The following is a 21,536-nucleotide window of genomic DNA, read 5'->3' on the forward strand; positions in this document are numbered from 1 at the left end:
GACCGACACCCCGGTCCCGCCGAGCCCGCAGCCGACCGCCTCACCGACCGGCGGCCTGCCGGACACCGGCTCGGACTTCCCGGCGGCGTTCTTCGCGGTGCTGGCCCTGGCTCTCGCGGCTGCGGGCGCGGTGCTCGGCCTGACCACCCGTCACCGGGGGCGCCACCACTAGTGAGACCTTGAGTTGCACTACCCAGGGGCTCGGGGAACAGCGACGAGATCCGGCGTGCGGGGCAAAATGCGAAGGTGCCTGGCCATTTACGCAGGTGCAACGCTCCCGAGGTCGGCGTCGCAGTTCCCCGAGCCCCTGGTGGTGTCCGCCGTCGCCTGGAACCAACGGCGCGCACCGAAGAGCAGCACCCCGCCCAGCCCGATGCCGCCGACCGCGCAGAGGGCGACCGCCGTCAGCGAGTGCGAGACCAGGGCGCCCGAAACGGCGTAACCCGCTGCGTTGCCCGTCGCGAACAGCGTGATCAGCCAGGCGAACGCCTCGGTGACCGTGCCGGTCGGCGCCAGCTCCGCGATCAGCACGAAGGCGGCGGCCAGCAGCGGCGCAAGCCCGATCCCGGAGAGCAGCGCCAGTACGGCCATCGGCAGCGGGGCCGGGACCAGCAGCAGCGGCAGGTAGGAGGCCGCCATCGCCAGCGCGATCACCCAGGTCCGGGTGGCGGTGCTGCTGCGCCACTTCACCGCGCCGTAGCCGAGGGCGCCGACCAGCCCGCCGAGTGCGGCCAGCGCGAGCAGCAGTCCGGCGCCGCCGGGCAGACCATCCCGGTGCTGCTCGGCGTAGGCGATGAAGAGCACGTTCTGGGCGCCGACGGTCCAGCCCGCGCCGGCCAGGCCGACCAGCAGCAGGACCAGTCCGGGCGAGCGCAGCGGGCCGAGCAGTCCGGAGGAGGCGTGCCGGGCGGGTGCTCGCCAGGCCCGGGCGGGGGCGGCGGTCGCGACCACCAGCGCGCCGGCCAGGCCGAGCCCGGCGGCGGTCCACAGCGCGGTCACCGGTGAGAACGCCGCGGCGATCCCGGCCACCGCCAACGGCCCTGCCACGTACAGGAGTTGCTGGGCGGCTGAGTCGAAGGCGTACGCGGTGTCCAGCTGCTCCTCGTCGACCACGGCGGGCCAGAGTGCGCGCAGGCAGGGTTCCAGTGGCGGCATCGCGAGCCCGGCGATCGCCGCGCCGAGCGGGGCGGCCCAGGCCGAACCGGGCGCCAGTGCGAGCAGGGCGTACCCGACCCCGGCGACCACGGCCGAGGCCAGCAGTACGCGCGGCTGTCCGGTCCGGTCGACGATCCGGCCGAGCACCGGGCCGCCGATCGCGGCCGCGATCGCGTACGCGGCGGTGGCCAGCCCGATCCTGCTGTACGGGGTGCCGGCCTCGCGCAGGGCGAGGGCGATCACCAGGGCGGTCATCCCGGCGGGGAGGCGGCCGAGCAGGGTGCCGAGCAGGAGACGGGTGACGTGCGGGGCGCGGAGCAGGGCGAGGTAGCCCATGGGGTTCGGTCTCCTGAGGGCAGGGGAGGGCGGCGGTAGGCCATCAAGTTATACGTATAACCGGATCGGGTCAATTGGTCCCGGGTCGACGGTTCGTGGCCGTAGTTCAAACAAGTCCTTTGAACATCTCAAAGGTTTGTTGCTAATCTGTCGCCCATGACCACCTCAGGCACGCCTCGGCAGTACGACATGGGCCCCGCGCTCATGCGCTGCGCGTGCCTGCCCGGCGCCGTGGACAGCGGCTGTCGCACCGTCAGCTGTATCCAGGCGGCACGTCGCCCCTGAGGCCCCCGGCTGCTCCCCGCCGTGGTCGGCCCGGCCGTGTCGCCGCCCTTGCTCCATCTCTCCCCCTCCTCCTGCCTCGGAGCCGCACCACCATGTCCACAGCGCCCGCGCCCACCTTCCTCGCGAAGGTCCGCAAGACCCCCTTCTGGGCCCAGATCGTCGGCGGCCTGGTCCTCGGCCTGGCCCTCGGCTACCTGGCCCGGGTCCAGGACATCGCCTGGCTCACCACCACCCTGGACACGATCGGCAAGACCTTCGTCCAGCTGCTCAAGCTGGCCGTCCCGCCGCTGGTCTTCACCGCGATCGTGCTCTCGGTCGCCAACCTGCGGAACGTCACCAACGCCGCCCGGCTGGCCGGCCGTACGCTGCTCTGGTTCCTGATCACCTCGCTGATCGCGGTCGGTGTCGGCCTCGGCCTCGGGTTGCTGACCAACCCGGGCGAGGGCGCCAACCTCTCCACCCAGGGCCTCAAGGCCCCGGAGAAGCCCGGCACCTGGATCGACTTCCTGACCGGCATCATCCCGACCAACATCGCGGACGCCTTCCTGAAGGTGAACGTCCTCCAGATCGTCTTCCTCGGCATCGTGGTCGGCGCCGCCGTCCTCAAGCTGGGCGAGAAGGCCGAGCCGGTCCGCAAGCTCAACGAGGCGATCCTCGACCTCACCCAGACCGCCCTGTGGTGGGTCATCCGACTCGCCCCGCTCGGCACCCTCGGCCTGATCGGCAAGTCCGTCGCGGTCTACGGCTGGGACCTGCTCAAGCCCTTCGCCACCCTGACCATCGACGTGTACGTCGGCTGCGCGATCGTGCTGTTCGGCGTCTACTCGCTGCTGCTGCGCTTCGTCGGCGGGCTCAACCCGCTGAACTTCTTCAAGGGCGCCTGGCCCGCGATCCAGCTCGCCTTCGTCTCCCGCTCCTCGGTCGGCACCCTGCCGGTCACCCGCCGCGTCACCGAGCGGCTCGGCGTCCCGAGCGAGTACGCCTCGTTCGCCGTCCCGTTCGGCGCCACCACCAAGATGGACGGCTGCGCCGCGATCTACCCCTCGCTGGCCGCGATCTTCGTCGCCCAGGTCTACGGCATCGACCTCGGCGTCGGTGACTACCTGCTGATCGCCTTCGTCTCGGTGATCGGCTCCGCCGCCACCGCCGGTCTGACCGGCGCGATCGTGATGCTGACCCTGACCCTCTCCACCCTCGGCCTCCCGCTGGAGGGCGTCGGCCTGCTGCTCGCCATCGACCCGATCCTCGACATGATCCGCACCGCCACCAACGTGGCCGGTCAGTCGGTCGTCCCGATCCTGGTCGCGGCCCGTGAGAAGACCCTCGACCTCACCGCCTACAACAACCCCACCGGCGACCTCCTCGAAGACCGTCCGGCCACTATCCCGGCGCAGACCACTCAGGTGCCTGTCGCAGCCTGACGCACAGACAGCTCGAGCCCTCCCCGACCATCGGGCGAGGGCTCGAGCTGTTGTGGCGGCAGTACCTACCTGACCGCCGGGCCCGCCCACTTCGGGACCACGATCCGCGGCATCGCTTTCACGCACTGGCCCGTGAGAGCTGGGAGGCGCTCTCAGCAGCACCTGAGACTCGCCGTAAGGCCCAGTACAAGAACGATCGTGTCTGTCGGTGACGATGGCGCCACGGCGTGCCACGCTGTTCTGGGTCGCAGGGTTTCGTAACCCAGGCGATCAACAAGAGTCTGCGTCTCGTCAGCTCCTGTCATTCGGAGGGAATGCCGACCGATCCCGCACGGCCGCGTGCCGAATTTAGCTCGTCGGCCTGGCGGGCTGAACCTTCGAGTCGCCGCCGACTCGCGCAACTGGACAGCAGCCGATCCATGGATACATCCATGCGGTTGTGTGACATTTCGGGATCGCCTACAGCGACACTCTTTGGAACTCACTCACCTGGATCGCATTCATATTTTTAATGCCGGCTGATCTGCAAGATACAACTCTTTTCCGGAGAACTGCGGGCGGGCCAAAGTCCCGCAGCTTTCAGAAAAGGGGCGTCGACGGTTGGTTTCATAGCGACGAGAGTCACAGACGTGCCCTATTTCCCCCACAGGAACAGGCCTCTAGATGACACTGAATATCTCCGGTGCGCCCCACTGGCGCACGGTTTCCACCTGGCTTGCGGCGGTCGTGTTCGTCGCCGCCGCCGCAATGACGATGTCGCTGCGGCCGGCCCATGCCGCCACGGCTGTTCCCCTCGGCGCGGCGGAAAGCTTCGCGGTGCTGGGCGGCCAGTCGGTCACCAACACCGGTCCGACCACGATCACCGGAGACGTCGGGGTGAGCCCGGGGTCGTCGATCACCGGACTTCTGCCCATCCAGGTGAACGGCACGATCCACCAGACGGACGCAGTTGCCGCGAACGCCCAGGGCAGCCTGGTCACCGCGTACAACAACGCCGCCGGCCAGCCCACGGAATTCACCCTTGCTTCGTCCGAGCTCGGTGGCCTGACGCTCGTTCCGGGCGTCTACAGCGCCGATAACGCCCCCTTGCAGCTCACGGGCCAGCTCACGCTGGACGCCCAGGGAAACCCCAATGCGGTCTGGGTGTTCAAGACCGCTTCGACTCTGATCACGGCGTCTGACAGCAGCGTGCTCCTGATCAATGGTGCGGCGCCGTGCAACGTCTACTGGCAGGTCGGAAGCTCTGCCACCCTTGGGACCGGTACCGACTTCGTGGGCAACATCCTGGCCCTGACCTCGATCGGCCTGAACACCGGCGCGACTCTCGAGGGGCGAGCGCTGGCACGGAACGGCTCCGTCACGCTGGACAACAACGTGATCACGCGGTCCACCTGCGCGGCCGCCACCACCACGGGCGGGGTGATCGCCGGCACCACCGGCGGCACCACTACGGGCGGTGCCACCGGTGGCGTGATCGCCGGGACGACCACGGGTGGCGCCACCGGCGGGGCCCKGGGTGGTCTGCTGGGCGGGGTCCTCACGACGGGTGGCGCCACGGGCGGACTCCTGGGCGGCCTGATCGCCGGTTCCACCGGCGGCACCACGACGGGCGGAACCACCGGCGGCGCCACGGCGGGCGGAACCACCGGCGGCGCCACCACGGGAGGCGGTGACCACGGCGGTGACCACGGTGACCACGGCGATCACGGTGACCACGGTGATCACGGCGGTGACCACGGTGACCACGGCGATCACGGTGACCACGGTGACCACGGCGATCACGGTGACCACGGTGATCACGGCGGCGATCACGGCGATCACGGCGATCACGGCGATCACGGCGATCACGGCGATCACGGCGGTGACCACGGTGACCAGGGTGACTACGGCGATCACTGCGCATGCGACGACGGCGGCGACCACGGCGGCCACGACGCGACCGCGTAGCTGATGCGCAGAGCCAGAAGTCGGATTACGGCGCGCGGCAGACCTTCACGAATGCTGTCGCGCGCCGCCAGAAGGGCTCAGAGAAGCAGAGCCGAGGAGTGGTCAAATTGGGATGGACCGGCCCAAGCCGTGCGTTGGATGGAACCCCCTCAGGGGATGTAAAGGGGCCGATCCGCAAACTGGCCGACGGCGCCGTCATCGCCGCAGGGCCGCCGGGTCCTCTGGTGGCAGCCGTGACCGTTGCCGTGGCTCTGTGCCTGGCGGCATCCCTCGTCCACGTGCTTCTGGTATTCATGTACGTGGCACCACCGAACCAGCTTTCCCAGGCTTACAGCAGGCAGATCAATGCGTGGATCAACCCGCTGTTCGAGCAGAACTGGCGGCTCTTCGCCCCGGACCCGGAGTCCGCCACTCGACAGGTTTCCGTGAGAACCGCACGAACCTCTCGAGACGGAACCCGCCAGGTCGGCGACTGGTTCGACCTGAGCGCAGTTGACGATTCCGATGTCAAACACAATGTCTTCCCCAGTCATACGACGCAGAACATGCTACGTCGGGCCTGGGCCGCTTATCTGGAATCACACGGCAGTGACGACAAACCGCATTCGGAGCGGGCTCGGATGCTGCAGGAATACCTGCGCAATATTGCGGTTGAGCGAGTCGCTGCCCACCAGGACAGTACGTTTGATGCTGTCCAATTGCGGGTGATCACCCAGCCAATCGCTGCGCCCACCACGGCGGGCGGTCCCCGCCCGGTTTCCTCAACCCCGGTCGACACCAGGTACCTGCCTTGGTGGAAGGTGGCACCCGATGGAAACTGAGCGGACTTCCTTTCCGACATCCTCGCTGCGCCACAATGCCCGCTTGACCGCAGACGCAGGCGACCAGCGAATGCTCACCCGCATCGGCGCGCTGGGCAGCACCGTGACCGATCGGCCGGTGTACCTCCACGCGGCGGCGGTGCTGCGGATCGGGTATGGCCTGCTCTACCTCGCCTTCCTGCTGAGGGAGTTCCCCCACCGCGACGAGATCTGGGGCCCCGGTTCAGCCTGGACGCCGGCCCTGGCGAACCAACTGTTCGACCAGACCGGCTGGTTCAGCATCCTTACCCTGTCCGACAGTCAGGTGTACTTCGAACTCTGCTACTCGGCGGCCCTCGTCACGTCCGCACTGTTCATGCTCGGCTGGCGAACCAGGGTGGTGTCCGTCCTGTTTGCGGTCGTGGTGGCCTCGTTCCACGCGAGGGCCATCTACATGACGGACGGGGGAGACAACCTCATTCTTCTCATGGCCGTCTACCTCCCGTTCACCGCCTGTGGCCGACGCTGGTCCCTCGACGCACGCAGGACGCGTCTGCGCGGTCCCCGAGCCGAGGCCGGAGTGCTGGCGGCAAGCCCGGGAACGCCCACTCTCCGGCACCACCTCCGCGCGGCGTGTCGCCTCTTGACCACGGTGCTGCACAACTGCGCCATGTTCGTCATCGCGGCTCAGGTCTGCATCGTCTACGGCTCCGCAGGGCTGTACAAGGTGCAGGGTGGCTCCTGGGCCAACGGGACTGCCCTCCACTACGTCATGAACCTTGATCTGTTCAGGCCGTGGCCCGCGCTGTCTTTCCTGGTGGACAGTCATCCGATCCTGGTCGCGGTCGCCAGCTACCTGACTGTGCTGCTGCAAGTCGCGTTCCCGTTCGTCCTGTTCGGCAGGCTCAAGTACCCCGTCCTGACCTTGCTGCTCGGCATGCACACAGGCATCGCGGTCCTCATGGGGCTCCCCCTCTTCTCCGGGGCGATGATCATTGCTGATGCGGTATTCATTCCAGAGCGCTTCTACACGTCTGTGGGACACCTGTGGCAGCGCACCTTCAACAGGAAAGGTGCGGTGGGGACAGGATCCTCCGCCACGGCAGACTCCTCCTTCGTACCGCCCCAGCCCGGATCCGTCGGCTGAGGTCGAAGCCGGCGAGGAGCCGATTCGGCAGCGGACGAAGGCGTGATGAGCGGTACGGCCAAAGGCGCAGCAGGACCAGTTCCGACATGCGACTGGAACTGCGGCATTGCGAGGCCCTGCTCCGCCCGCGCGCCGGGGTCCATGCGGCCGAGATCGAGAGGCCCCGTAGCGGTGTCCGGCTCGGGATGGCGCCCTCCGCCTACGGGCCATGTAACCGTATGGTCACGAACGGTTCGTGGCGGCGGGTCCCCGCTTCATCACGGGACCGTTTGGGAGAGGGTGACGGTTGTCGGGAAGGTCAGGCGCCCACACGTCTGGCCGCCTGGCGTGGCCGCCGTCTACAGTGCCGCGCACCTCTGTACGCGCGCCTGGGCGGTTGGTCGGCGGGAACTCGAGAGGCGGCCCCGGGTTTTCGGGGTCTGGCCTGCTCGGCCCGTATCCGGTTGGGGGCAGCAGGCCAATGCTGCCCCCAACCGCTTCGGCCGTCGACTGACCGGCGCCGGTCAGGGCCCGATGCCCACGATGACGACGGGCGGCGGGCACTTGAGCGGATCACTGCCCCACAGCAGCCCCTCCCGACCACACAGCGCAGGGACATTCAGCCGTAGAACACGGACGGACTCCACGGGACACGCCGAGGAACGATCTTGGTTGGCATAGTCCAGAACCTCGCCGCGGGACCAGGAACGCGGAGACGGCCGGGGCGGTCGATCGACGCATCGACTCCCGATCCTGGTCGCGGCCCGCGAGAAGACCCTCGACCTCAACGCCTACAACAACCCCACCGGCGACCTCCTCGCCGAGGACAAGGTGCCGGCCGCCTGACCCGGCCTCACCTGACGGCCCGTCCCCACCGGGGGCGGGCCGTCACCCGCTGGAGTGCACCTCGGCCACTGGGTGGCGTCCCGGCGGTAGCTTGGGGGGTGGTGATGGAGGAGTCGTGAGCGCTGCGCCCGAGGAGTATCCCTACCAGCAGGTGAACCCTGAGTTCGCGCTGAAGTACGCCATTACCAGGTGCGGGAAATCTCGACCTGCCCGGATCGAGCAACTGGTATATCCCCGATTTGGCCGCAGTGCCGAGTCATGTGGTGGATGCAGGTGGAGTACTGGTGCCTGATCAGACCCTGCTGGTGGTCGAAGTGACCGCCGACTCCAATGGCGACACCGACCGGGTGGTGAAGCGCCGTCGCTACGCCGAGTACGGTGCCCCGCTTTACCTCCTGGTCGACCGTCAGGAGCGCGCCTGCACCGTGTTCTCCGACCCTGGGCCGCTCGGCTACATGCGGGTCGACGGGCCGAACCCGTTCGGGACGCCGATCCGGTTGCCGGAGCCCTTCGGCGTCGAGCTGGCCACCGATCGGTTCTAGTCGTGCCTCGCTAGTACCGCAGGTGTCGGCTGAGCACCGTGCGGAGCACCTCGGGGGTGACGCGGTGCGGCTCGATGACGGCCTGGAGGGCGAGGCCGTCGAGGAGGGCGGAGAGGCGGAGGGTCTCCAGCTCGATGTCCAGGTCGTCGGGGAGGGCGCCGGCGGAGCGGGCGCGGCGCAGGAGTTCGGCGAGCAGCGTGCGCAGGGACTCCTGCATCCGGTGGGCGTGCGGCTGGAGCTGGGGGCGGGTGCGGGCGGCGGTGACGAAGGCCAGCCAGAGGGCGGCCTCCTGGTGGCGTGCTGCGTCGAGGGGGAGGAACTCGGCGAGCAGGGCCTCGATCCGGGGGCGGCGGTCGGTGCCCTCGGCGAGCAGTGGGGCGACGTGGGTGCGGACCCGGGCATCGAGCCGGCGGCCGAGCTCCTGCATGGCGAACAGGATCAGTTCGTCGTGGTCCCCGAAGTAGTGCCGGACGGACCCGATGGCGAGCCCGGCCTCCTCGGCGACGTTGCGGAGCGACGCGGCCTCCAGGCCGTCCCGGCCGACGACGCGCAGGACCGCCTCGGCCACGGCGGTGCGGCGGGCAGCGGGGTCCACGATCTTCGGCATCTTGCCGTTATAGCACGGTCGAGCTAGATTGCTTTTTGGCATAGGCGTGCTACATAAGGGGTTCGGGGATGAACGGCTGGCTGTGGGCAGTGGTGGTGGTCGCGGTGGTGACCGCCGTGGTGGTGAAGCGGCTGCGGGGTGAACCGCTCAACGCGCGGGACCTGTTGGCGCCCCCGGTGGTCCTGACCGCTCTCGGGGTGTACGCGCTGGCCCGGGCGGAGGGTCTGACCGGAGCGGACTTCGCCTGGCTGGTCCCCGGCGCCCTGCTGGGTGTCGCACTCGGCGCGGTGCGCGGTTCCACCGTGCAGGTCTTCGCCCGGGACGGGGTGCTCTGGCAGCGCTACACCGGGCGGACCTTTCTGGTACTGGTGGTCTCGTTCCTGATCACGGCGGGATACGGCCTGCTGGCGAGTCGGCTGGGCATGCACGAGCAGGCCCGCCCGGCCCAACTGGGCATCGGCGTCGGCTTCCTGGGTGAGGCGCTGGTGGTCGGCCTGCGAGGTCTGGCCGTCGGTGTCCCGTTCGCTCCCGAACGCTAGGGGGCTGTCTGCCGGGCCCAGCGTCGGGCCAGCACGGTGCAGACCATCAGCTGGAGTTGGTGGAAGACCATCAGCGGGAGCACCGCCATCCCGACCGCTGCGGCGGGGAACAGGATGGTGGCCAGCGGGAGGCCGTTGGCGAGGCTCTTCTTGGAGCCGCAGAACTGGGTGGTGATCCGGTCGGCCCGGGAGAAGCCGAGGCGGCGGGAGACGGTGCCGGTGAAGAGCAGGACCAGGGTGAGCATGGCCAGGCAGATCGCGGCCAGCCAGAGCAGTTGAGGGATCGTCACCCGGCTCCAGATGCCCTCGGTGACGCCCTCGCTGAAGGCGGTGTAGACGATCAGCAGGATGGAACCGCGGTCGACCAGCATGGTCAGCCAGCGGTGCCGCCGCAGCCAGGGTGCGACCCAGCGGCGGAGCAGCTGCCCGAGGGCGAACGGGACCAGCAGCTGCAGCACGATGTCCAGGATCTGCTGTCCGCTGATCTGCACCCCCGCACTGCCTGCCAGCAGCCAGGCGGCGAGCAGCGGTGTGAGCACAATGCCGACCATGCTGGAGAAGGTGGCGGCGCAGATCGCGGCGGCCACGTTGCCCCCGGCCATCGAGGTGAAGGCGATCGAGGACTGGACGGTGGAGGAGAGCAGGGTCAGGAAGAGCACCCCGGTCGCCAACTGTGGGGCGAGCACGGCGGACGGGAGCAGCCGGGTGGCCTCGCCGAGCAGCGGGAAGAGTACGAAGGTGCTGCCCAGGATGAGCAGGTGCAGCCGCCAGTGCCGGGCGCCGGCCAGTGCCTCCTGGGGCGAGAGCCGGGCGCCGTACAGGAAGAAGAGCAGTCCGACCGCGACGCTCACCGACCCGCTCGCGACCTCGGCGGCGGTGCCCCGGGCCGGGAGCAGGGTGGCCAGGCCGACGGTGCCGAGCAGCAGGAGCAGGTAGCCGTCGATCCCGATCCGGTGCAGTTGGCGGTCGAAGGCCCGTAGCAGGTGCATGGCCCCGATCATGCCCGGCGGGGGCCGGGAGAGAGGCAGGGGGCCCGCCGCGTCCGAAGACGTGGCGGGCCCCCTTGGTGTTACTCGTCATGCTCGTACCGGCGGCCGTGCGGGCCGCCGCCGGACCCGAAATGGGGTCCAGAGCGATCAGATCATCAGAGGAGATGAATCAGATAGCGGTGACGTTCTCCGCCTGCGGGCCCTTCGGGCCCTGGGTGACGTCGAACGAGACCGCCTGGTTCTCCTCCAGCGAGCGGAAACCGTTCGCGTTGATGGCGGAGTAGTGGACGAAGACGTCGGGGCCGCCGCCCTCCTGGGCGATGAAGCCGAAGCCCTTCTCAGCGTTGAACCACTTGACGGTTCCCTGAGCCATGCCGTTCTCCTTGCGAGGGACGTTTCGGTAACCACACCGTGTGGAACCGGTCCGCTGCGCTGATCGCCCCGCCTCCGGAAGGGTCCGGAGTTTTTCGATATCGCTGAAAAACTACAAAAAGCCCGCGGTTACATGCTCCGCAGGCTTCAAGTACTGCAAGGGGAATCAAACTGCAACTGGATGGAACGGTAGCACGCAGCGGCAGCCCCGACCAGGGGTGACCAAGGCCACGCTGCTCGTGTCCCGCGCGCGCGTGGCACAGATCGTCAGAGGCCCCTGACCACCCCGTCGGTGTCAACGGGCATACGCTGCGGAGAGCACACGAAACGGGCAGGTAGGAAGGACGCACGGTGACCGGTCAGGACACGAGTGGCTCGGCGGCGGTAAGGCCGAGGGTCGGACACATCCAGTTCCTCAACTGTCTTCCGCTGTACTGGGGACTGGCCAGGACCGGCAACCTGCTCGACCTCGACCTCACCAAGGACACCCCCGAGAAGCTCAGCGACCAACTGGTGCGCGGCGCCCTCGACATCGGCCCGATCACCTGTGTGGAGTACCTGCGCAACGCGGACAAGCTGGTGGTGCTCCCCGACATCGCGGTCGGCAGCGACGGCCCGGTGATGTCCTGTGTGATCGTCAGCAAGCTGCCGCTGGCAGAGCTGGACGGCCGCCGGGTCGCCCTCGGCTCCACCTCGCGCACCTCCGTCCGGCTGGCCCGGCTGCTGCTGGAGCAGCGCGAGGGCGTCCGGCCCGAGTACTTCACCGCCCCGCCGGACCTGGACGCGATGCTCGCCGAGGCCGACGCCGCCGTCCTGATCGGCGACCCGGCGCTGCGCGCCTCGCTGGAGCAGGCCCCGCAACAGGGCCTGGCGGTGCACGATCTGGGCGCGATGTGGAAGGACTGGACCGGCCTCCCGTTCGTCTTCGCGGTCTGGGCCGCCCGCCGCGACTACGCCGAGCGCAGCCCGGAGACGGTGGCCGCCGTGCACCGGGCCTTCCTGGAGTCCCGCGACCTCTCGCTGGCCGAGGCCGGCCAGGTGGCCGCGCAGGCCGCCCGCTGGGAGTCCTTCGACGCGCCCGTACTGGAGCGGTACTTCAGCCAGGCGCTGGACTTCTCGCTCGGCGAGCGGCAGCTCGCCGGGATCGCCGAGTTCGCCCGCCGGATCGGCCACGACAGCGGCTTCGCCCCGGACGTGACGGTCACTCTGCTCCAGCCCGCCTGACCACCCCGCGCAGGCCCCGACACGCCCGAGGAGGCGTGGCGGGGCTGGCGTAGGCTGGTTCGCGTCCGACGTCGGAAGAGAAAGAAGGCCAGCAAGGTGTCCGAGCAGACCCTTTCCGCCCACGACCTGCAGGCCGTCCTCGACCGCGCGGCCGCCGGCGGCCGGATCACCCCGGAGGAGGCGCTGGAGCTCTACCGCTCCGCGCCGCTGCACGCGCTCGGCTCCGCCGCCGACGCCGTCCGTCGCCGCCGCTACGCGGGCACCGAGCACATCGCGACGTACATCATCGAACGGAACATCAACTACACCAACGTCTGTGTGACGGCCTGCAAGTTCTGCGCCTTCTACGTGGCGCCGAAGAGCGACAAGGGCTGGTCCCGCGACCTGGACGAGATCCTCCGCCGCTGCGCCGAGACGGTCGAACTGGGCGGCACCCAGGTGATGTTCCAGGGCGGCCACCACCCGGACTACGGCGTCGAGTACTACGAGACCGCGTTCGCCGCGATCAAGGGCTCGTTCCCCCAGCTGGTGATCCACTCGCTCGGTGCCTCCGAGGTCGACCACATGGCCCGGCTCTCCAAGGTCTCGGTCGAGGAGGCCATCACCCGGATCCACAAGGCGGGCCTGGACTCCTTCGCGGGCGCCGGCGCCGAGCTGCTGCCGGAGCGGCCGCGCAAGGCGATCGCGCCGCTCAAGGAGTCGGGCGAGCGCTGGCTGGAGATCATGGAGACCGCGCACGGCCTGGGTGTCGAGTCCACCTCCACCATGCTGATGGGCACCGGCGAGACTAACGCCGAGCGGATCGAGCACCTGCGGATGATCCGCGACGTGCAGGACCGTACGGGCGGCTTCCGGGCCTTCATCCCGTACACCTACCAGCCGCAGAACAACCACCTCAAGGGCAGCACCCAGGCGACCGTGTTCGAGTACCTGCGGATGATCGCGATCGCCCGGCTGTTCCTCGACAACATCGCGCACATCCAGGGCTCCTGGCTCACCACCGGCAAGGAGGCGGGCCAGCTCTCGCTGCACTACGGGGCGGACGACCTCGGCTCGGTGATGCTGGAGGAGAACGTGGTCTCGATGGCCGGTGCCAAGCACCGCTCCAACCTGACCGAGCTGATCCACCTGATCCGCGCGGCCGACCGCACCCCGGCCCAGCGCTCCACCACCTACCAGCACCTGCGGGTGCTGGACGACCCGGCCAACGACCCGGTCGACCCCCGGGTGGCCTCGCACATCGCCTCCACCGCGCTCGAAGGCGGCACCGCGCACCCCGAGCTGAAGATCCTCTCCACCACCTGATGCTCACTCTGCACCGGGCCGCCGTCCTGGTCGTGGACCCCGCCGCCCCGTCGATTCCCGACGGGGCGGTGCTGGTCGACGGCCCGCTCGTGGCGGCGGTGGGCAGTTACGCCGCGCTGGCCGACCGTGGGGCCAGGGTGCGGGAGTGGGACGGGCTGCTGACGCCGGGTCTGCTCAACCCGTACGGGCAGTGGCTGCTGGAGACGGCGTACCACCCGGACCCCCGGGAGGAGCTGGGCACCGAGCCGTTGGAGCTCGAAGTCCCCGAGGAGCGCCGGGGCGGCAGCGCCCGGCTCGGGCTGCAACGTCTGCTCGGTCACGGCGTGACCGCGCTGGCCGGCCCCTTCACGCTGCCCGCCGTACGGACCGCGGTGACCCGCTCGGGGCTGACCGCCCTGCCCGGGACCGGTGCACCGGGCGGGCTCGACCCGCTCGCGGGCGGCACGCTGGCCTCGGTCGTACACCGACCGCTGACCGTCGGCGGCCGGGCCGACTTCGCGGTCTTCGCCGCCTCGTCGGTGGCCGAGCTCGAACGGACCGGCGCCGGCTGCTGCCTGGCCACCGTGCTGGGCGGACGGCTGCTGTACCGCCGCCGCTGACCGGTCCGCCTGGCGGGCCGTCAGGAAGAGGTGGGTGCACTAACACCCGCTTTGTTCACACAAACTGATTGATGCTCGCCGTGACCTGAGGGGTCGCCAGCGGTTACGATCCCGGTCAGCCCTCCGTACTGCGGATGGGTGCACTTCACCGGGTCCTCCCCAGCCCGGTCCGGCAAGCCGACAGGAACCATGCGATCCGCGACCGCTCTCCGCCCGCGCAACGCGCGCCTCGGTCGAGGTTGGTACCTCGCGGCCGTGCTCAGCGCGGTGCTCGCGCTCGGCATGTGCCTGCTCGGCTGGCGCCAGGCCGACCAGGCCGACCGGATCGGCGCCAACCCGGTCCAGGTCCAGGGCACCATCACCCAACTCCCGGCGGGCAGCGCGACCTACAGCTCCATCAGCTACCGCGCCGACGGCCGCCCGCTGACCGCCACCGACCTCTGGCTGCCCGAGCACGCCAAGACCGGTGACCCGATCTGCCTGGAGTACGCCGCCGCCGACCCCGGCGCGGTCCGGGTCTGCGGCAACCGCTACCCGCAGCCCGCCGGCGTCGGCCTGGCCCGTACCAGCGTCCCGATCGCCCTGGTCCTGTTCGCCCTCTGCGCAGCCCGGATCTGGCGCCACCACCGTGCCCGCACCCCCGTCACCCGGGTCCGCACCACGGTCGCCTTCGCCACCGAGTCCTTCACCAACGACATGCCCGCCCTCAGCCACGGCAAGCGCTCCCGCCGCCGCAAGCCCGGCCGCCGCCGGGCGCTCCGCTGAGGTGCCACCTCCGGAAGGCAGGGGCTCGGGGAACTGCGACGCCGACCTCGAAAAAGGTGATCCGTGCGTAGGCGGTCGGGCACTTTGCATTTTGACCCGCCAGCCACGAACCGTCGCAGTTCCCCGAGCCCCTGGGCGGTAGACGGCTGAGCCCCTGCGGAAGGCGCAGCGTTGCGGTGGTGAACAATGGGGGCGTGACCCGAGCCTCCCTGGACAAGCAGCCGCACGAAGTCGCCGCGATGTTCGACGACGTCGCCGCCAAGTACGACCGTACGAACGACGTGCTCTCCCTCGGTCAGGCCCGCGCCTGGCGCCGTGCGGTGGCCGAGGCGGTGGCCGCCCAGCCGGGCCAGACCGTGCTCGACCTGGGCGCCGGCACCGGCACGTCCTCGCTGCCGTTCGTGGAGGCGGGCGCGGACGTCGTCCCGTGCGACTTCTCGCTCGGCATGCTGACCGAGGGCAAGAGCCGGCATCCCGAACTCGCCCTGACCGCAGGCGACGCGACCAAGCTCCCGTTCGCGGACGACAGCTTCGACGCCGTCACCATCTCCTTCGCGCTGCGCAACGTGCAGGACACCGACGCCGCGCTGAGCGAGCTGTACCGGGTCACCAAGCCCGGTGGCCGGGTGGTCATCTGTGAGTTCTCCACCCCGACCTGGACGCCGTTCCGCACGGTCTACACCGAGTACCTGATGCGCGCGCTGCCGCCGGTCGCCACCGCCGTCAGCAGCAACCCGGACGCCTACGTCTACCTCGCCGAGTCGATCCGCTCCTGGCCCGACCAGCCCGCACTGGCCGCCCGGCTGCAGCAGGCCGCCTGGTCCAAGGTCGCCTGGCGCAACCTCACCGGCGGAATCGTCGCGCTGCACCGTGGCTTCAAGCCCGCGTCGTAGCCGGAGCCGTAGCTAGACTCGTCCAAGCCAGCCGACCGCATCGCAGGAGTGTGCCCCGCCGTGTCCGAGACCGCAGTTGACCTGAGCAGCGAGACCGTGGAGAGCACCGCCGACGTCATCGTGGTCGGCGCCGGACCGGCCGGTGCCACCACCGCGTACTACCTCGCCCAGGCCGGTCTGGACGTGCTCCTGCTGGAGAAGACCGAGTTCCCGCGCGAGAAGGTCTGCGGCGACGGCCTGACCCCGCGTGCCACCAAGCAGTTGGTGGACATGGGGATCGACGTCTCGACCTCGAACGGCTGGCTGCACAACAAGGGTCTGCGGATCATCGGCGGCGGCGTCCGGCTGGAGCTGGACTGGCCCGAGCTGTCGTCCTTCCCGGACTACGGACTGGTCCGCAAGCGCGCCGACTTCGACGAACTGCTGGCCCGTCAGGCCCAGAAGGCCGGCGCCCGGCTGTACGAGCGCGCCAATGTCACCGGCCCGGTGCTGGACGACCGGACCGGCCGGATCGTCGGTGTGACGGCCAAGTTGGGCGAGGAGAAGCGTCCGGTCACCTTCCGCGCCCCGCTGGTGGTCGCCGCCGACGGCAACTCCACCCGGCTCTCGCTGGCGATGGGGCTGCACCGCCGCGAGGACCGTCCGATGGGCGTCGCGTACCGGACGTACTTCACCTCGCCGCGCCACGACGACGACTACCTCGAGTCCTGGCTGGAGCTCTGGGACACCCGCGGCGGCGACCGCAAGCTGCTGCCCGGCTACGGCTGGATCTTCGGGATGGGCGACGGCACCTCCAACGTCGGCCTCGGCATCCTCAACTCCTCGCCCGCGTTCGGGGAGTTGGACTGGCGCGAGGTGCTCAAGGCGTGGTGCGCCTCGATGCCCGCCGAGTGGGGCTACACCCCCGAGAACATGACCGACCCGATCCGGGGCGCCGCGCTGCCGATGGCCTTCAACCGGCAGCCGCACTACACCCGGGGCCTGCTGCTGGTCGGCGACGCGGCCGGCATGGTCAACCCGTTCAACGGTGAGGGCATCGCCTACGCGATGGAGTCAGGCCAGCTGGCCGCGGGCGTCATCGTCCAGGCCCACGCCCGGATCACCGACACGGGCCGCGAGCGCGCCCTGCACGCCTACCCGGCGGTGCTCAAGGACGTCTACGGCGGCTACTACACGCTCGGCCGCGGCTTCGTGAAGCTGATCGGCAACCCCAAGGTGATGCAGCTCGCCACCCAGCGCGGCCTGACCCACCCGATCCTGATGAAGTTCGTCCTGAAGATGCTGGCCAACCTCACCGACCCGCAGGGCGGCGACGCGATGGACCGCATCATCAACGGGCTCGCCAAGGTGGCGCCCAACGCCTGACCCCTACGTCTCCGCACTGGCCCGGCCCGGAACTCTCCGGCCGGGCCGGTGGCGTTTCGGTGTGCCCCGCGTCACGGTCGCGGGTCGGGTGTCACACTCCGGCCGTCGTTCCACTCTCAGGATGTGACGCGAAGGAGATCCGATGTCCGACCACACCCCGGCCGACCAGGCCGCTGCCACCGAGGTGTTCGTGGCCCACCGGGAGCTGCTGTTCTCGATGGTCTACGGGATGCTCGGGCTGGTCGCCGACACCGAGGACGTGCTGCAGGAGACCTGGCTGGCCTGGGTGGCCCGGGCCGGGTCGGTGGACGGCGAACCGATCGAGAGCCCCCGGGCGTACCTGGTGCGGATCGCGGTGAACAAGGCGCTGGCCCGGCAGGACGCGGTCCGGCGGCGGCGGGAGACGTACGTCGGGCCCTGGCTGCCCGAGCCGCTACTCACCACGGACGCCGAACCCGTCGATGCCGAGCGGGCCGAGTCGGTGTCGATGGCCCTGCTGGTCGTGCTGGAGACGCTCACGCCGGTGGAGCGGGCGGTCTTCGTGCTGCACGAGGTGTTCGGCTACCAGCACACTGAGACCGCCGCGATCCTCGGCCGCAGCCCGGCTGCCGTACGCCAACTCGCCCACCGCGCGCGGGAACACGTCCAGGCCAGGCGTCCGCGCTTCCAGGCCGATCCGGTGGTGCGCCGCCGGGTGACCGAGCGGTTCGCGGCGGCGGTGGGCGGTGGCGACCTCGGTGACCTGCTGCAGGTGCTCGCCCCGGACGTGGTGATGTGGGCGGACGGCGGCGGCAAGGCGACGGCGGCCGGGCGCCTGCCGGTGCACGGCCGGGACCGGGTCGCGACCGTGCTGCTGCGGGGCGGCTCGCGCAACGCCGCGCGGCTCCGGGTGGTGTTCGGTCAGGTCAACGGAGACCCCTCCGCGCTGCTGTACGCCGGGGACCGGCCGTTCGCGGTGCTGGTCCTCGAACTCGCCCCCGACAGCGACCTGGTGACCGGGATCTACTTCGTCACCAACCCCGAGAAGCTCGCCCACCTCAGCTGACATCTCTTCAAGGGAGCCCACCATGAAGCTCACCATCCTGGCCGCGACCGGTGCCACCGGCCGCCACCTGCTCACCCAGGCCCTGGCGGCCGGCCACCAGGTCACCGCCGTGGTCCGCAACCCCGCCAAGCTGACGGAGCCGTCGGTGCGGACCGTCACCGCCGACCTCTCGCACCCCGACCCCGAGGCGCTCGCCGCCGCCGTCGAGGGGGCCGACGCGGTGCTCTCCGCCCTTGGCGCCACGTCCAGTTCGGAGCCCGGGGTGGCCTGGCGCGGCACCGAGGCGATCGTCGCCGCGATGCGCGCCACGGGCGTCCGACGGATCGTCACCCTCAGCGCGGCCCCGATCGGCACCGTCGCCTCACCGGCCCGCCCCAACCCGCCGAAGCACGACCCGGGCGACACCTTCCTGATGCGCCACGTCGGCGCCCCGCTCACCCGGATCTTCCTCCGCGAGCACTACGCCGACCTGGCCCGGATGGAGGATGTCCTGCGCGCCGCCCCCCTCGACTGGACCTCGGTCCGCCCGCCCCGCCTCACCAACGGCCCACTGACCGCCGGCTACCGCACCGCCCTCGACCGCAACCTCCCCGGCGGCAGCACCGCCTCCCGCGCGGACGTGGCCCACTGCATGCTCGCCACCCTCACCCGCCCGGACACCGTCGGCCACACCCTGGGCGTGGCCCGGTAGTTCTCAGAGCTGCTGCTGGGAGCGCCGGTCGACGTAGGCCATCCGCTCCGCGAAGACGGTGCGGGCGTCCGGGGTGAGGGTGCGGAGGGCGACCATCGCGGCGAAGACCACGTCGCAGAGTTCGTGCTGGACGTCGGTCCAGGTGTGGGTGGTGCCCTTGCGGGGGTTCTGGCCGGTGGCGCCGAGGACGGCCTGGGCGACCTCGCCCGCTTCCTCGGTGACCTTGAGGATGCGGAGCAACTTCTCGTCGCTCTCCGAGAGTTGGCTCTCGCTGTCGAGCCAGGCGACCAGGCGGTCGAGGGTGTCCCAGGTGGTGGCGTCCATGGCGGTGCTCCCGTGCGGTGGTGGGGGTGGTCGGCGGGCACCACCGTACGGGAGCGGCGGTCAGCGCTTGCTGATCTTGACGCTCTTGAAGGTGGGGACGAGGTTCGGGTAGCCGTCGCCGGGGTTGTTCTGCGAGTCCGAGCCGGCCGCGGCGATCTTCTGGAGCACGTCCAGACCGGCGGTGACCTGGCCGAACGGGGTGTAGGCGGGGGAGAGCTTGGTGTCCTTCCAGACGAAGAAGAACTGGCTGCCGTTGGTGTTCGGCCCGGCGTTGGCCATCGCCACGGTGCCGGCCGGGTAGGTGGCGCCGGTGAGGTTCTCGTCCGGGAAGGAGTAGCCCGGGCCGCCGCTGCCGGTGCCGGTCGGGTCGCCGCACTGGAGGACGAAGATCCGCTCGGTGGTGAGCCGGTGGCAGTGGCTCTTGTCGAAGTAGTCGTGCTCGGCCAGGAAGCGGAACGAGAAGGTGGTGCAGGGCGCCTGGCCGGTCAACGCCTTGAAGGTGATGGCCCCCTGGGTGGTCCGCAGGGTCGCGCTGTACGGCTGGGCGGCCTTCTTCGCGTCGAAGACCGGGATGCCCTTGAAGTTGTCGGCGGGCACGGCCGGCGTGTAGGCGCAGGTCACCGTGGCGACGGGGGCGGCGTCGGCGACGCCGACCGAGGTGGTCAGCAGGAGCGGCACAGTGGTGGCGGCGGACAGTAACGCCCAGTGTTTGCGCAGCACTTGGGGTGCCTCCGAAGAATAGATTGACATGGACCAATCATCCATGCCCAGCCGCCCGGTCGGTATGCACCACGTCAGGTCGCCGGAAAGGTGTTGATCACAGGGGCCCGGGTGAGCGACGATGGCCCGCCGCCACCCACCGGTGGTTGTTCTCCGTCCGACGGCGTACGGGTCCGGCCTGCCCTGCCCTCGGAGGAGCACCCTCATGCGTACGTCCGTTGCTCAGACCATCCGCGACCTGCCGGTGCTCGGGGTCGCGGTGGTCTGGGGGTCCAGCTTCCTGGCGGTCAAGAACGTGGCCACGCCGGACAGTGTGGTGGCCATGCTGGTGCTCCGGTTCGGTCTGGTGCTCCCGCTGCTGGCGCTCTTCACCTGGCGGGCGCTGGTGAAGCTGACGGTCCGGGAGTGGCTCGGCGGTGCGGTGCTCGGGCTGGTGCTCGGGGCGATCTTCCTGCTGGAGACGTACGGGGCGGTGCACACCTCGGCCACCAACGCCGGGTTGATCATCAGCCTCACCATGGTGTTCACCCCGCTCGCGGAGAGTGCGCTGAGCCGGACCGCGCTGCCCCGGGTGTTCGTCGCGGCGGCCGGGCTCTCGGTGCTCGGCGTCGCGCTGCTGACCGGTGGCGGCGGCTTCCGGATGCCCGGCCTCGGTGACCTGCTGGTGCTGGGCGCGGCCGTGGTCCGTACCGTCAACGTGCTCACCATGTCCAGGCTCCGCAGTGTCAGGGGCACCGACTCCAGCGCCCTGACCTGGGTCCAACTGGCCACCGCCACCCTGGTGTTCGCCCTGGTCGCGCCGTTCGTCGGCCCCTCCCCGGTCAGCCTGGCCGCCTCCTACGGCGCCGCCGACTGGGCACTGCTGCTGCATCTCTCGCTGCTCTGCACGCTGTTCGCCTTCCTCGTCCAGACCTGGGCCGTCCGGGCCACCTCCCCGTCCCGGGTCTCCCTGCTGCTGGGCACCGAACCGCTCTGGGCCGCCGTCTTCGGCATCACCCTGGCCGGCGACCACCTCGGCCCGCTCGCCCTGTTCGGCGCGCTGCTGGTACTGCTCGGCACCGAGTGGGGCCGCCGCACCGCAGCGCCGGCTCCCGAGTCGGTCCCGGTGACGACGGGTCAGCGCGAACCGGCCCTGGAACGGCGGTAGTAGTCCACCGTGACGACCGCCAGCAGCGGGCCCCAGAGCAGCAGGGGCGCGTAGCAGAGGGTCATCACCAGGCCGGCCAGGCCGTGCGGCGCCTCCGGGTCGCCCATCGCTTCGGGGCTGGACCAGCCGCCGAGGCCGGCGGTGAAGGTGAGCGCGGTGACCGCGATCGCGCCCAGGGCGGCCGGGAGGACGGCGGCGAGCGGGCGGATCCGGCGGCCGCCGATCAGGGGGAGCCAGCGTGGGGCCAGCCGGCCCCAGGGGCGGACCAGGCCGAGGGTGAGGAAGGCGAGTGCCTCGGCGAGGGCGCTCAGGGCGATCACGTAGACGGTGCCCCAGCCCGGCATGTGGGCGGTCATCTGCTGTTCGGTCGCGCCGGAGAAGCCGACCGGGATGCCGACGCCGAGGGCGAGCCGCCAGAGGCCGGACGGGACGGTGGTGAGGGCGGCCAGTTTGGCGGTGCGGACTGCCCAGGGAGCGGCAACGGTGGTCATCG

The 21,536-nt window shown here is 70.3% G+C and carries 22 protein-coding genes and 1 pseudogene; 16 read left to right on the forward strand and 7 right to left on the reverse strand.

All coding sequences use genetic code 11. The features are described from left to right. Positions 1-55 precede the first annotated feature (55 nt). Complete coding sequence (locus ACXJMZ_RS25155; protein WP_457032351.1) at positions 56-172, forward strand: LPXTG cell wall anchor domain-containing protein; 117 nt, start codon at positions 56-58, stop codon at positions 170-172. A gap of 86 nt (positions 173-258) precedes the next feature. On the opposite strand, the gene ACXJMZ_RS25160 is transcribed toward ACXJMZ_RS25155, so the two are convergent. Beyond that, positions 259-1,491 (reverse strand): MFS transporter, encoded by a 1,233-nt coding sequence (locus ACXJMZ_RS25160; RefSeq protein ID WP_457032328.1) that lies wholly within the window; start codon positions 1,489-1,491, stop codon positions 259-261. Positions 1,492-1,868: 377 nt separating this feature from the next. On the opposite strand from ACXJMZ_RS25160, the gene ACXJMZ_RS25165 reads away from it, so the two are divergent. The 5 genes and pseudogenes from ACXJMZ_RS25165 to ACXJMZ_RS25185 form a co-directional block, all read left to right on the forward strand. Further along, complete coding sequence (locus ACXJMZ_RS25165; RefSeq protein WP_457032329.1) at positions 1,869-3,197, forward strand: dicarboxylate/amino acid:cation symporter; 1,329 nt, start codon at positions 1,869-1,871, stop codon at positions 3,195-3,197. 663 nt (positions 3,198-3,860) lie between these two features. After that, a complete protein-coding gene (locus ACXJMZ_RS25170) occupies positions 3,861-5,144 on the forward strand; it encodes an ice-binding family protein (RefSeq protein ID WP_457032330.1) in 1,284 nt (427 codons plus the stop codon). Positions 5,145-5,242: 98 nt separating this feature from the next. After that, positions 5,243-5,965 (forward strand): DUF5819 family protein, encoded by a 723-nt coding sequence (locus ACXJMZ_RS25175; protein WP_457032331.1) that lies wholly within the window; start codon positions 5,243-5,245, stop codon positions 5,963-5,965. 70 nt (positions 5,966-6,035) lie between these two features. Further along, positions 6,036-7,091: an HTTM domain-containing protein gene (locus ACXJMZ_RS25180; RefSeq protein WP_457032352.1), complete on the forward strand. Its 1,056-nt coding sequence runs from the start codon at positions 6,036-6,038 to the stop codon at positions 7,089-7,091. A 1,013-nt stretch (positions 7,092-8,104) separates the two neighbouring features. Further along, a pseudogene (locus ACXJMZ_RS25185) lies at positions 8,105-8,458 on the forward strand (Uma2 family endonuclease); the annotation flags it as partial. A gap of 10 nt (positions 8,459-8,468) precedes the next feature. Here the strand turns inward: ACXJMZ_RS25185 and ACXJMZ_RS25190 are convergent. Continuing rightward, entirely contained in the window at positions 8,469-9,065 is a 597-nt protein-coding gene (locus tag ACXJMZ_RS25190; protein WP_457032332.1) for a TetR/AcrR family transcriptional regulator, read from the reverse strand. A 68-nt stretch (positions 9,066-9,133) separates the two neighbouring features. Here ACXJMZ_RS25190 and ACXJMZ_RS25195 point away from each other — a divergent pair, with 68 nt between their 5' ends. Further along, entirely contained in the window at positions 9,134-9,604 is a 471-nt protein-coding gene (locus ACXJMZ_RS25195) for a DUF1453 domain-containing protein (protein WP_457032333.1), read from the forward strand. Here ACXJMZ_RS25195 and ACXJMZ_RS25200 read toward each other — a convergent pair. Next, the gene (locus ACXJMZ_RS25200; protein WP_457032334.1) at positions 9,601-10,593 is read right to left on the reverse strand and encodes a bile acid:sodium symporter family protein; all 993 of its coding nucleotides are present in this window, start codon (positions 10,591-10,593) and stop codon (positions 9,601-9,603) included. The two genes, ACXJMZ_RS25195 and ACXJMZ_RS25200, sit on opposite strands and share 4 nt — an antisense overlap. 169 nt (positions 10,594-10,762) lie before the next feature. Next, positions 10,763-10,966: a cold-shock protein gene (locus tag ACXJMZ_RS25205; protein WP_057227626.1), complete on the reverse strand. Its 204-nt coding sequence runs from the start codon at positions 10,964-10,966 to the stop codon at positions 10,763-10,765. Between the two features lie 350 nt (positions 10,967-11,316). Between ACXJMZ_RS25205 and ACXJMZ_RS25210 the strand changes: the two genes are divergently transcribed. The 8 genes from ACXJMZ_RS25210 to ACXJMZ_RS25245 all read left to right on the forward strand — a co-directional run bounded on the left by ACXJMZ_RS25210 (position 11,317) and on the right by ACXJMZ_RS25245 (position 18,852). Further along, a complete protein-coding gene (locus tag ACXJMZ_RS25210) occupies positions 11,317-12,189 on the forward strand; it encodes a menaquinone biosynthetic enzyme MqnA/MqnD family protein (protein WP_057227624.1) in 873 nt (290 codons plus the stop codon). Between the two features lie 96 nt (positions 12,190-12,285). Further along, a complete protein-coding gene (gene mqnC / locus ACXJMZ_RS25215) occupies positions 12,286-13,494 on the forward strand; it encodes a cyclic dehypoxanthinyl futalosine synthase (RefSeq protein ID WP_457032335.1) in 1,209 nt (402 codons plus the stop codon). Then, on the forward strand, positions 13,494-14,093 hold the full coding sequence (locus ACXJMZ_RS25220) for a hypothetical protein (RefSeq protein ID WP_457032336.1): 600 nt from the start codon (positions 13,494-13,496) through the stop codon (positions 14,091-14,093). The genes mqnC and ACXJMZ_RS25220 overlap by 1 nt, the downstream gene beginning before the upstream one ends. A 189-nt stretch (positions 14,094-14,282) precedes the next feature. Next, positions 14,283-14,858: a hypothetical protein gene (locus ACXJMZ_RS25225; RefSeq protein ID WP_457032337.1), complete on the forward strand. Its 576-nt coding sequence runs from the start codon at positions 14,283-14,285 to the stop codon at positions 14,856-14,858. 194 nt (positions 14,859-15,052) lie between these two features. Beyond that, the gene (locus ACXJMZ_RS25230) at positions 15,053-15,751 is read left to right on the forward strand and encodes a demethylmenaquinone methyltransferase (protein WP_457032338.1); all 699 of its coding nucleotides are present in this window, start codon (positions 15,053-15,055) and stop codon (positions 15,749-15,751) included. An 81-nt stretch (positions 15,752-15,832) separates the two neighbouring features. Next, positions 15,833-17,116 (forward strand): geranylgeranyl reductase family protein, encoded by a 1,284-nt coding sequence (locus tag ACXJMZ_RS25235; protein ID WP_457032353.1) that lies wholly within the window; start codon positions 15,833-15,835, stop codon positions 17,114-17,116. Between the two features lie 142 nt (positions 17,117-17,258). Then, entirely contained in the window at positions 17,259-18,161 is a 903-nt protein-coding gene (locus ACXJMZ_RS25240; protein ID WP_457032339.1) for a sigma-70 family RNA polymerase sigma factor, read from the forward strand. Between the two features lie 22 nt (positions 18,162-18,183). Next, positions 18,184-18,852: an NAD(P)-dependent oxidoreductase gene (locus ACXJMZ_RS25245; protein WP_457032340.1), complete on the forward strand. Its 669-nt coding sequence runs from the start codon at positions 18,184-18,186 to the stop codon at positions 18,850-18,852. Positions 18,853-18,855: 3 nt separating this feature from the next. Here the strand turns inward: ACXJMZ_RS25245 and ACXJMZ_RS25250 are convergent, their stop codons facing one another. Together ACXJMZ_RS25250 and ACXJMZ_RS25255 are read right to left on the reverse strand one after the other, a co-directional pair. Next, entirely contained in the window at positions 18,856-19,176 is a 321-nt protein-coding gene (locus tag ACXJMZ_RS25250; RefSeq protein ID WP_457032341.1) for a MazG-like family protein, read from the reverse strand. A 60-nt stretch (positions 19,177-19,236) separates the two neighbouring features. Continuing rightward, entirely contained in the window at positions 19,237-19,926 is a 690-nt protein-coding gene (locus ACXJMZ_RS25255) for a peptidylprolyl isomerase (RefSeq protein ID WP_457032342.1), read from the reverse strand. 175 nt (positions 19,927-20,101) lie between these two features. On the opposite strand from ACXJMZ_RS25255, the gene ACXJMZ_RS25260 reads away from it, so the two are divergent. Beyond that, positions 20,102-21,043: a DMT family transporter gene (locus tag ACXJMZ_RS25260; RefSeq protein WP_457032343.1), complete on the forward strand. Its 942-nt coding sequence runs from the start codon at positions 20,102-20,104 to the stop codon at positions 21,041-21,043. Here the strand turns inward: ACXJMZ_RS25260 and ACXJMZ_RS25265 are convergent. Then, positions 21,013-21,534 carry a hypothetical protein gene (locus tag ACXJMZ_RS25265; RefSeq protein ID WP_457032344.1) on the reverse strand — a complete coding sequence of 174 codons (522 nt, stop codon included), beginning with the start codon at positions 21,532-21,534 and terminating at the stop codon, positions 21,013-21,015. The two genes, ACXJMZ_RS25260 and ACXJMZ_RS25265, sit on opposite strands and share 31 nt — an antisense overlap. Positions 21,535-21,536 lie beyond the last annotated feature (2 nt).

The sequence above is a fragment of the Kitasatospora sp. P5_F3 genome, assembly GCF_054049135.1.

What these genes read in the sequence shown, in the direction of transcription:
- ACXJMZ_RS25180 (WP_457032352.1), top strand. Translation starts at nt 6,036, where the DNA reads ATGCTCACCCGCATCGGCGCGCTGGGCAGCACCGTGACCGATCGGCCG.
- ACXJMZ_RS25160 (WP_457032328.1), bottom strand. Translation starts at nt 1,491, where the DNA reads ATGGGCTACCTCGCCCTGCTCCGCGCCCCGCACGTCACCCGTCTCCTG.
- ACXJMZ_RS25255 (WP_457032342.1), bottom strand. Translation starts at nt 19,926, where the DNA reads ATGTCAATCTATTCTTCGGAGGCACCCCAAGTGCTGCGCAAACACTGG.
- ACXJMZ_RS25225 (WP_457032337.1), top strand. Translation starts at nt 14,283, where the DNA reads ATGCGATCCGCGACCGCTCTCCGCCCGCGCAACGCGCGCCTCGGTCGA.
- ACXJMZ_RS25240 (WP_457032339.1), top strand. Translation starts at nt 17,259, where the DNA reads ATGTCCGACCACACCCCGGCCGACCAGGCCGCTGCCACCGAGGTGTTC.
- ACXJMZ_RS25165 (WP_457032329.1), top strand. Translation starts at nt 1,869, where the DNA reads ATGTCCACAGCGCCCGCGCCCACCTTCCTCGCGAAGGTCCGCAAGACC.
- ACXJMZ_RS25265 (WP_457032344.1), bottom strand. Translation starts at nt 21,534, where the DNA reads ATGACCACCGTTGCCGCTCCCTGGGCAGTCCGCACCGCCAAACTGGCC.
- ACXJMZ_RS25260 (WP_457032343.1), top strand. Translation starts at nt 20,102, where the DNA reads ATGCGTACGTCCGTTGCTCAGACCATCCGCGACCTGCCGGTGCTCGGG.
- ACXJMZ_RS25205 (WP_057227626.1), bottom strand. Translation starts at nt 10,966, where the DNA reads ATGGCTCAGGGAACCGTCAAGTGGTTCAACGCTGAGAAGGGCTTCGGC.
- ACXJMZ_RS25245 (WP_457032340.1), top strand. Translation starts at nt 18,184, where the DNA reads ATGAAGCTCACCATCCTGGCCGCGACCGGTGCCACCGGCCGCCACCTG.
- ACXJMZ_RS25195 (WP_457032333.1), top strand. Translation starts at nt 9,134, where the DNA reads ATGAACGGCTGGCTGTGGGCAGTGGTGGTGGTCGCGGTGGTGACCGCC.
- ACXJMZ_RS25220 (WP_457032336.1), top strand. Translation starts at nt 13,494, where the DNA reads ATGCTCACTCTGCACCGGGCCGCCGTCCTGGTCGTGGACCCCGCCGCC.
- ACXJMZ_RS25190 (WP_457032332.1), bottom strand. Translation starts at nt 9,065, where the DNA reads ATGCCGAAGATCGTGGACCCCGCTGCCCGCCGCACCGCCGTGGCCGAG.
- ACXJMZ_RS25200 (WP_457032334.1), bottom strand. Translation starts at nt 10,593, where the DNA reads ATGCACCTGCTACGGGCCTTCGACCGCCAACTGCACCGGATCGGGATC.
- ACXJMZ_RS25250 (WP_457032341.1), bottom strand. Translation starts at nt 19,176, where the DNA reads ATGGACGCCACCACCTGGGACACCCTCGACCGCCTGGTCGCCTGGCTC.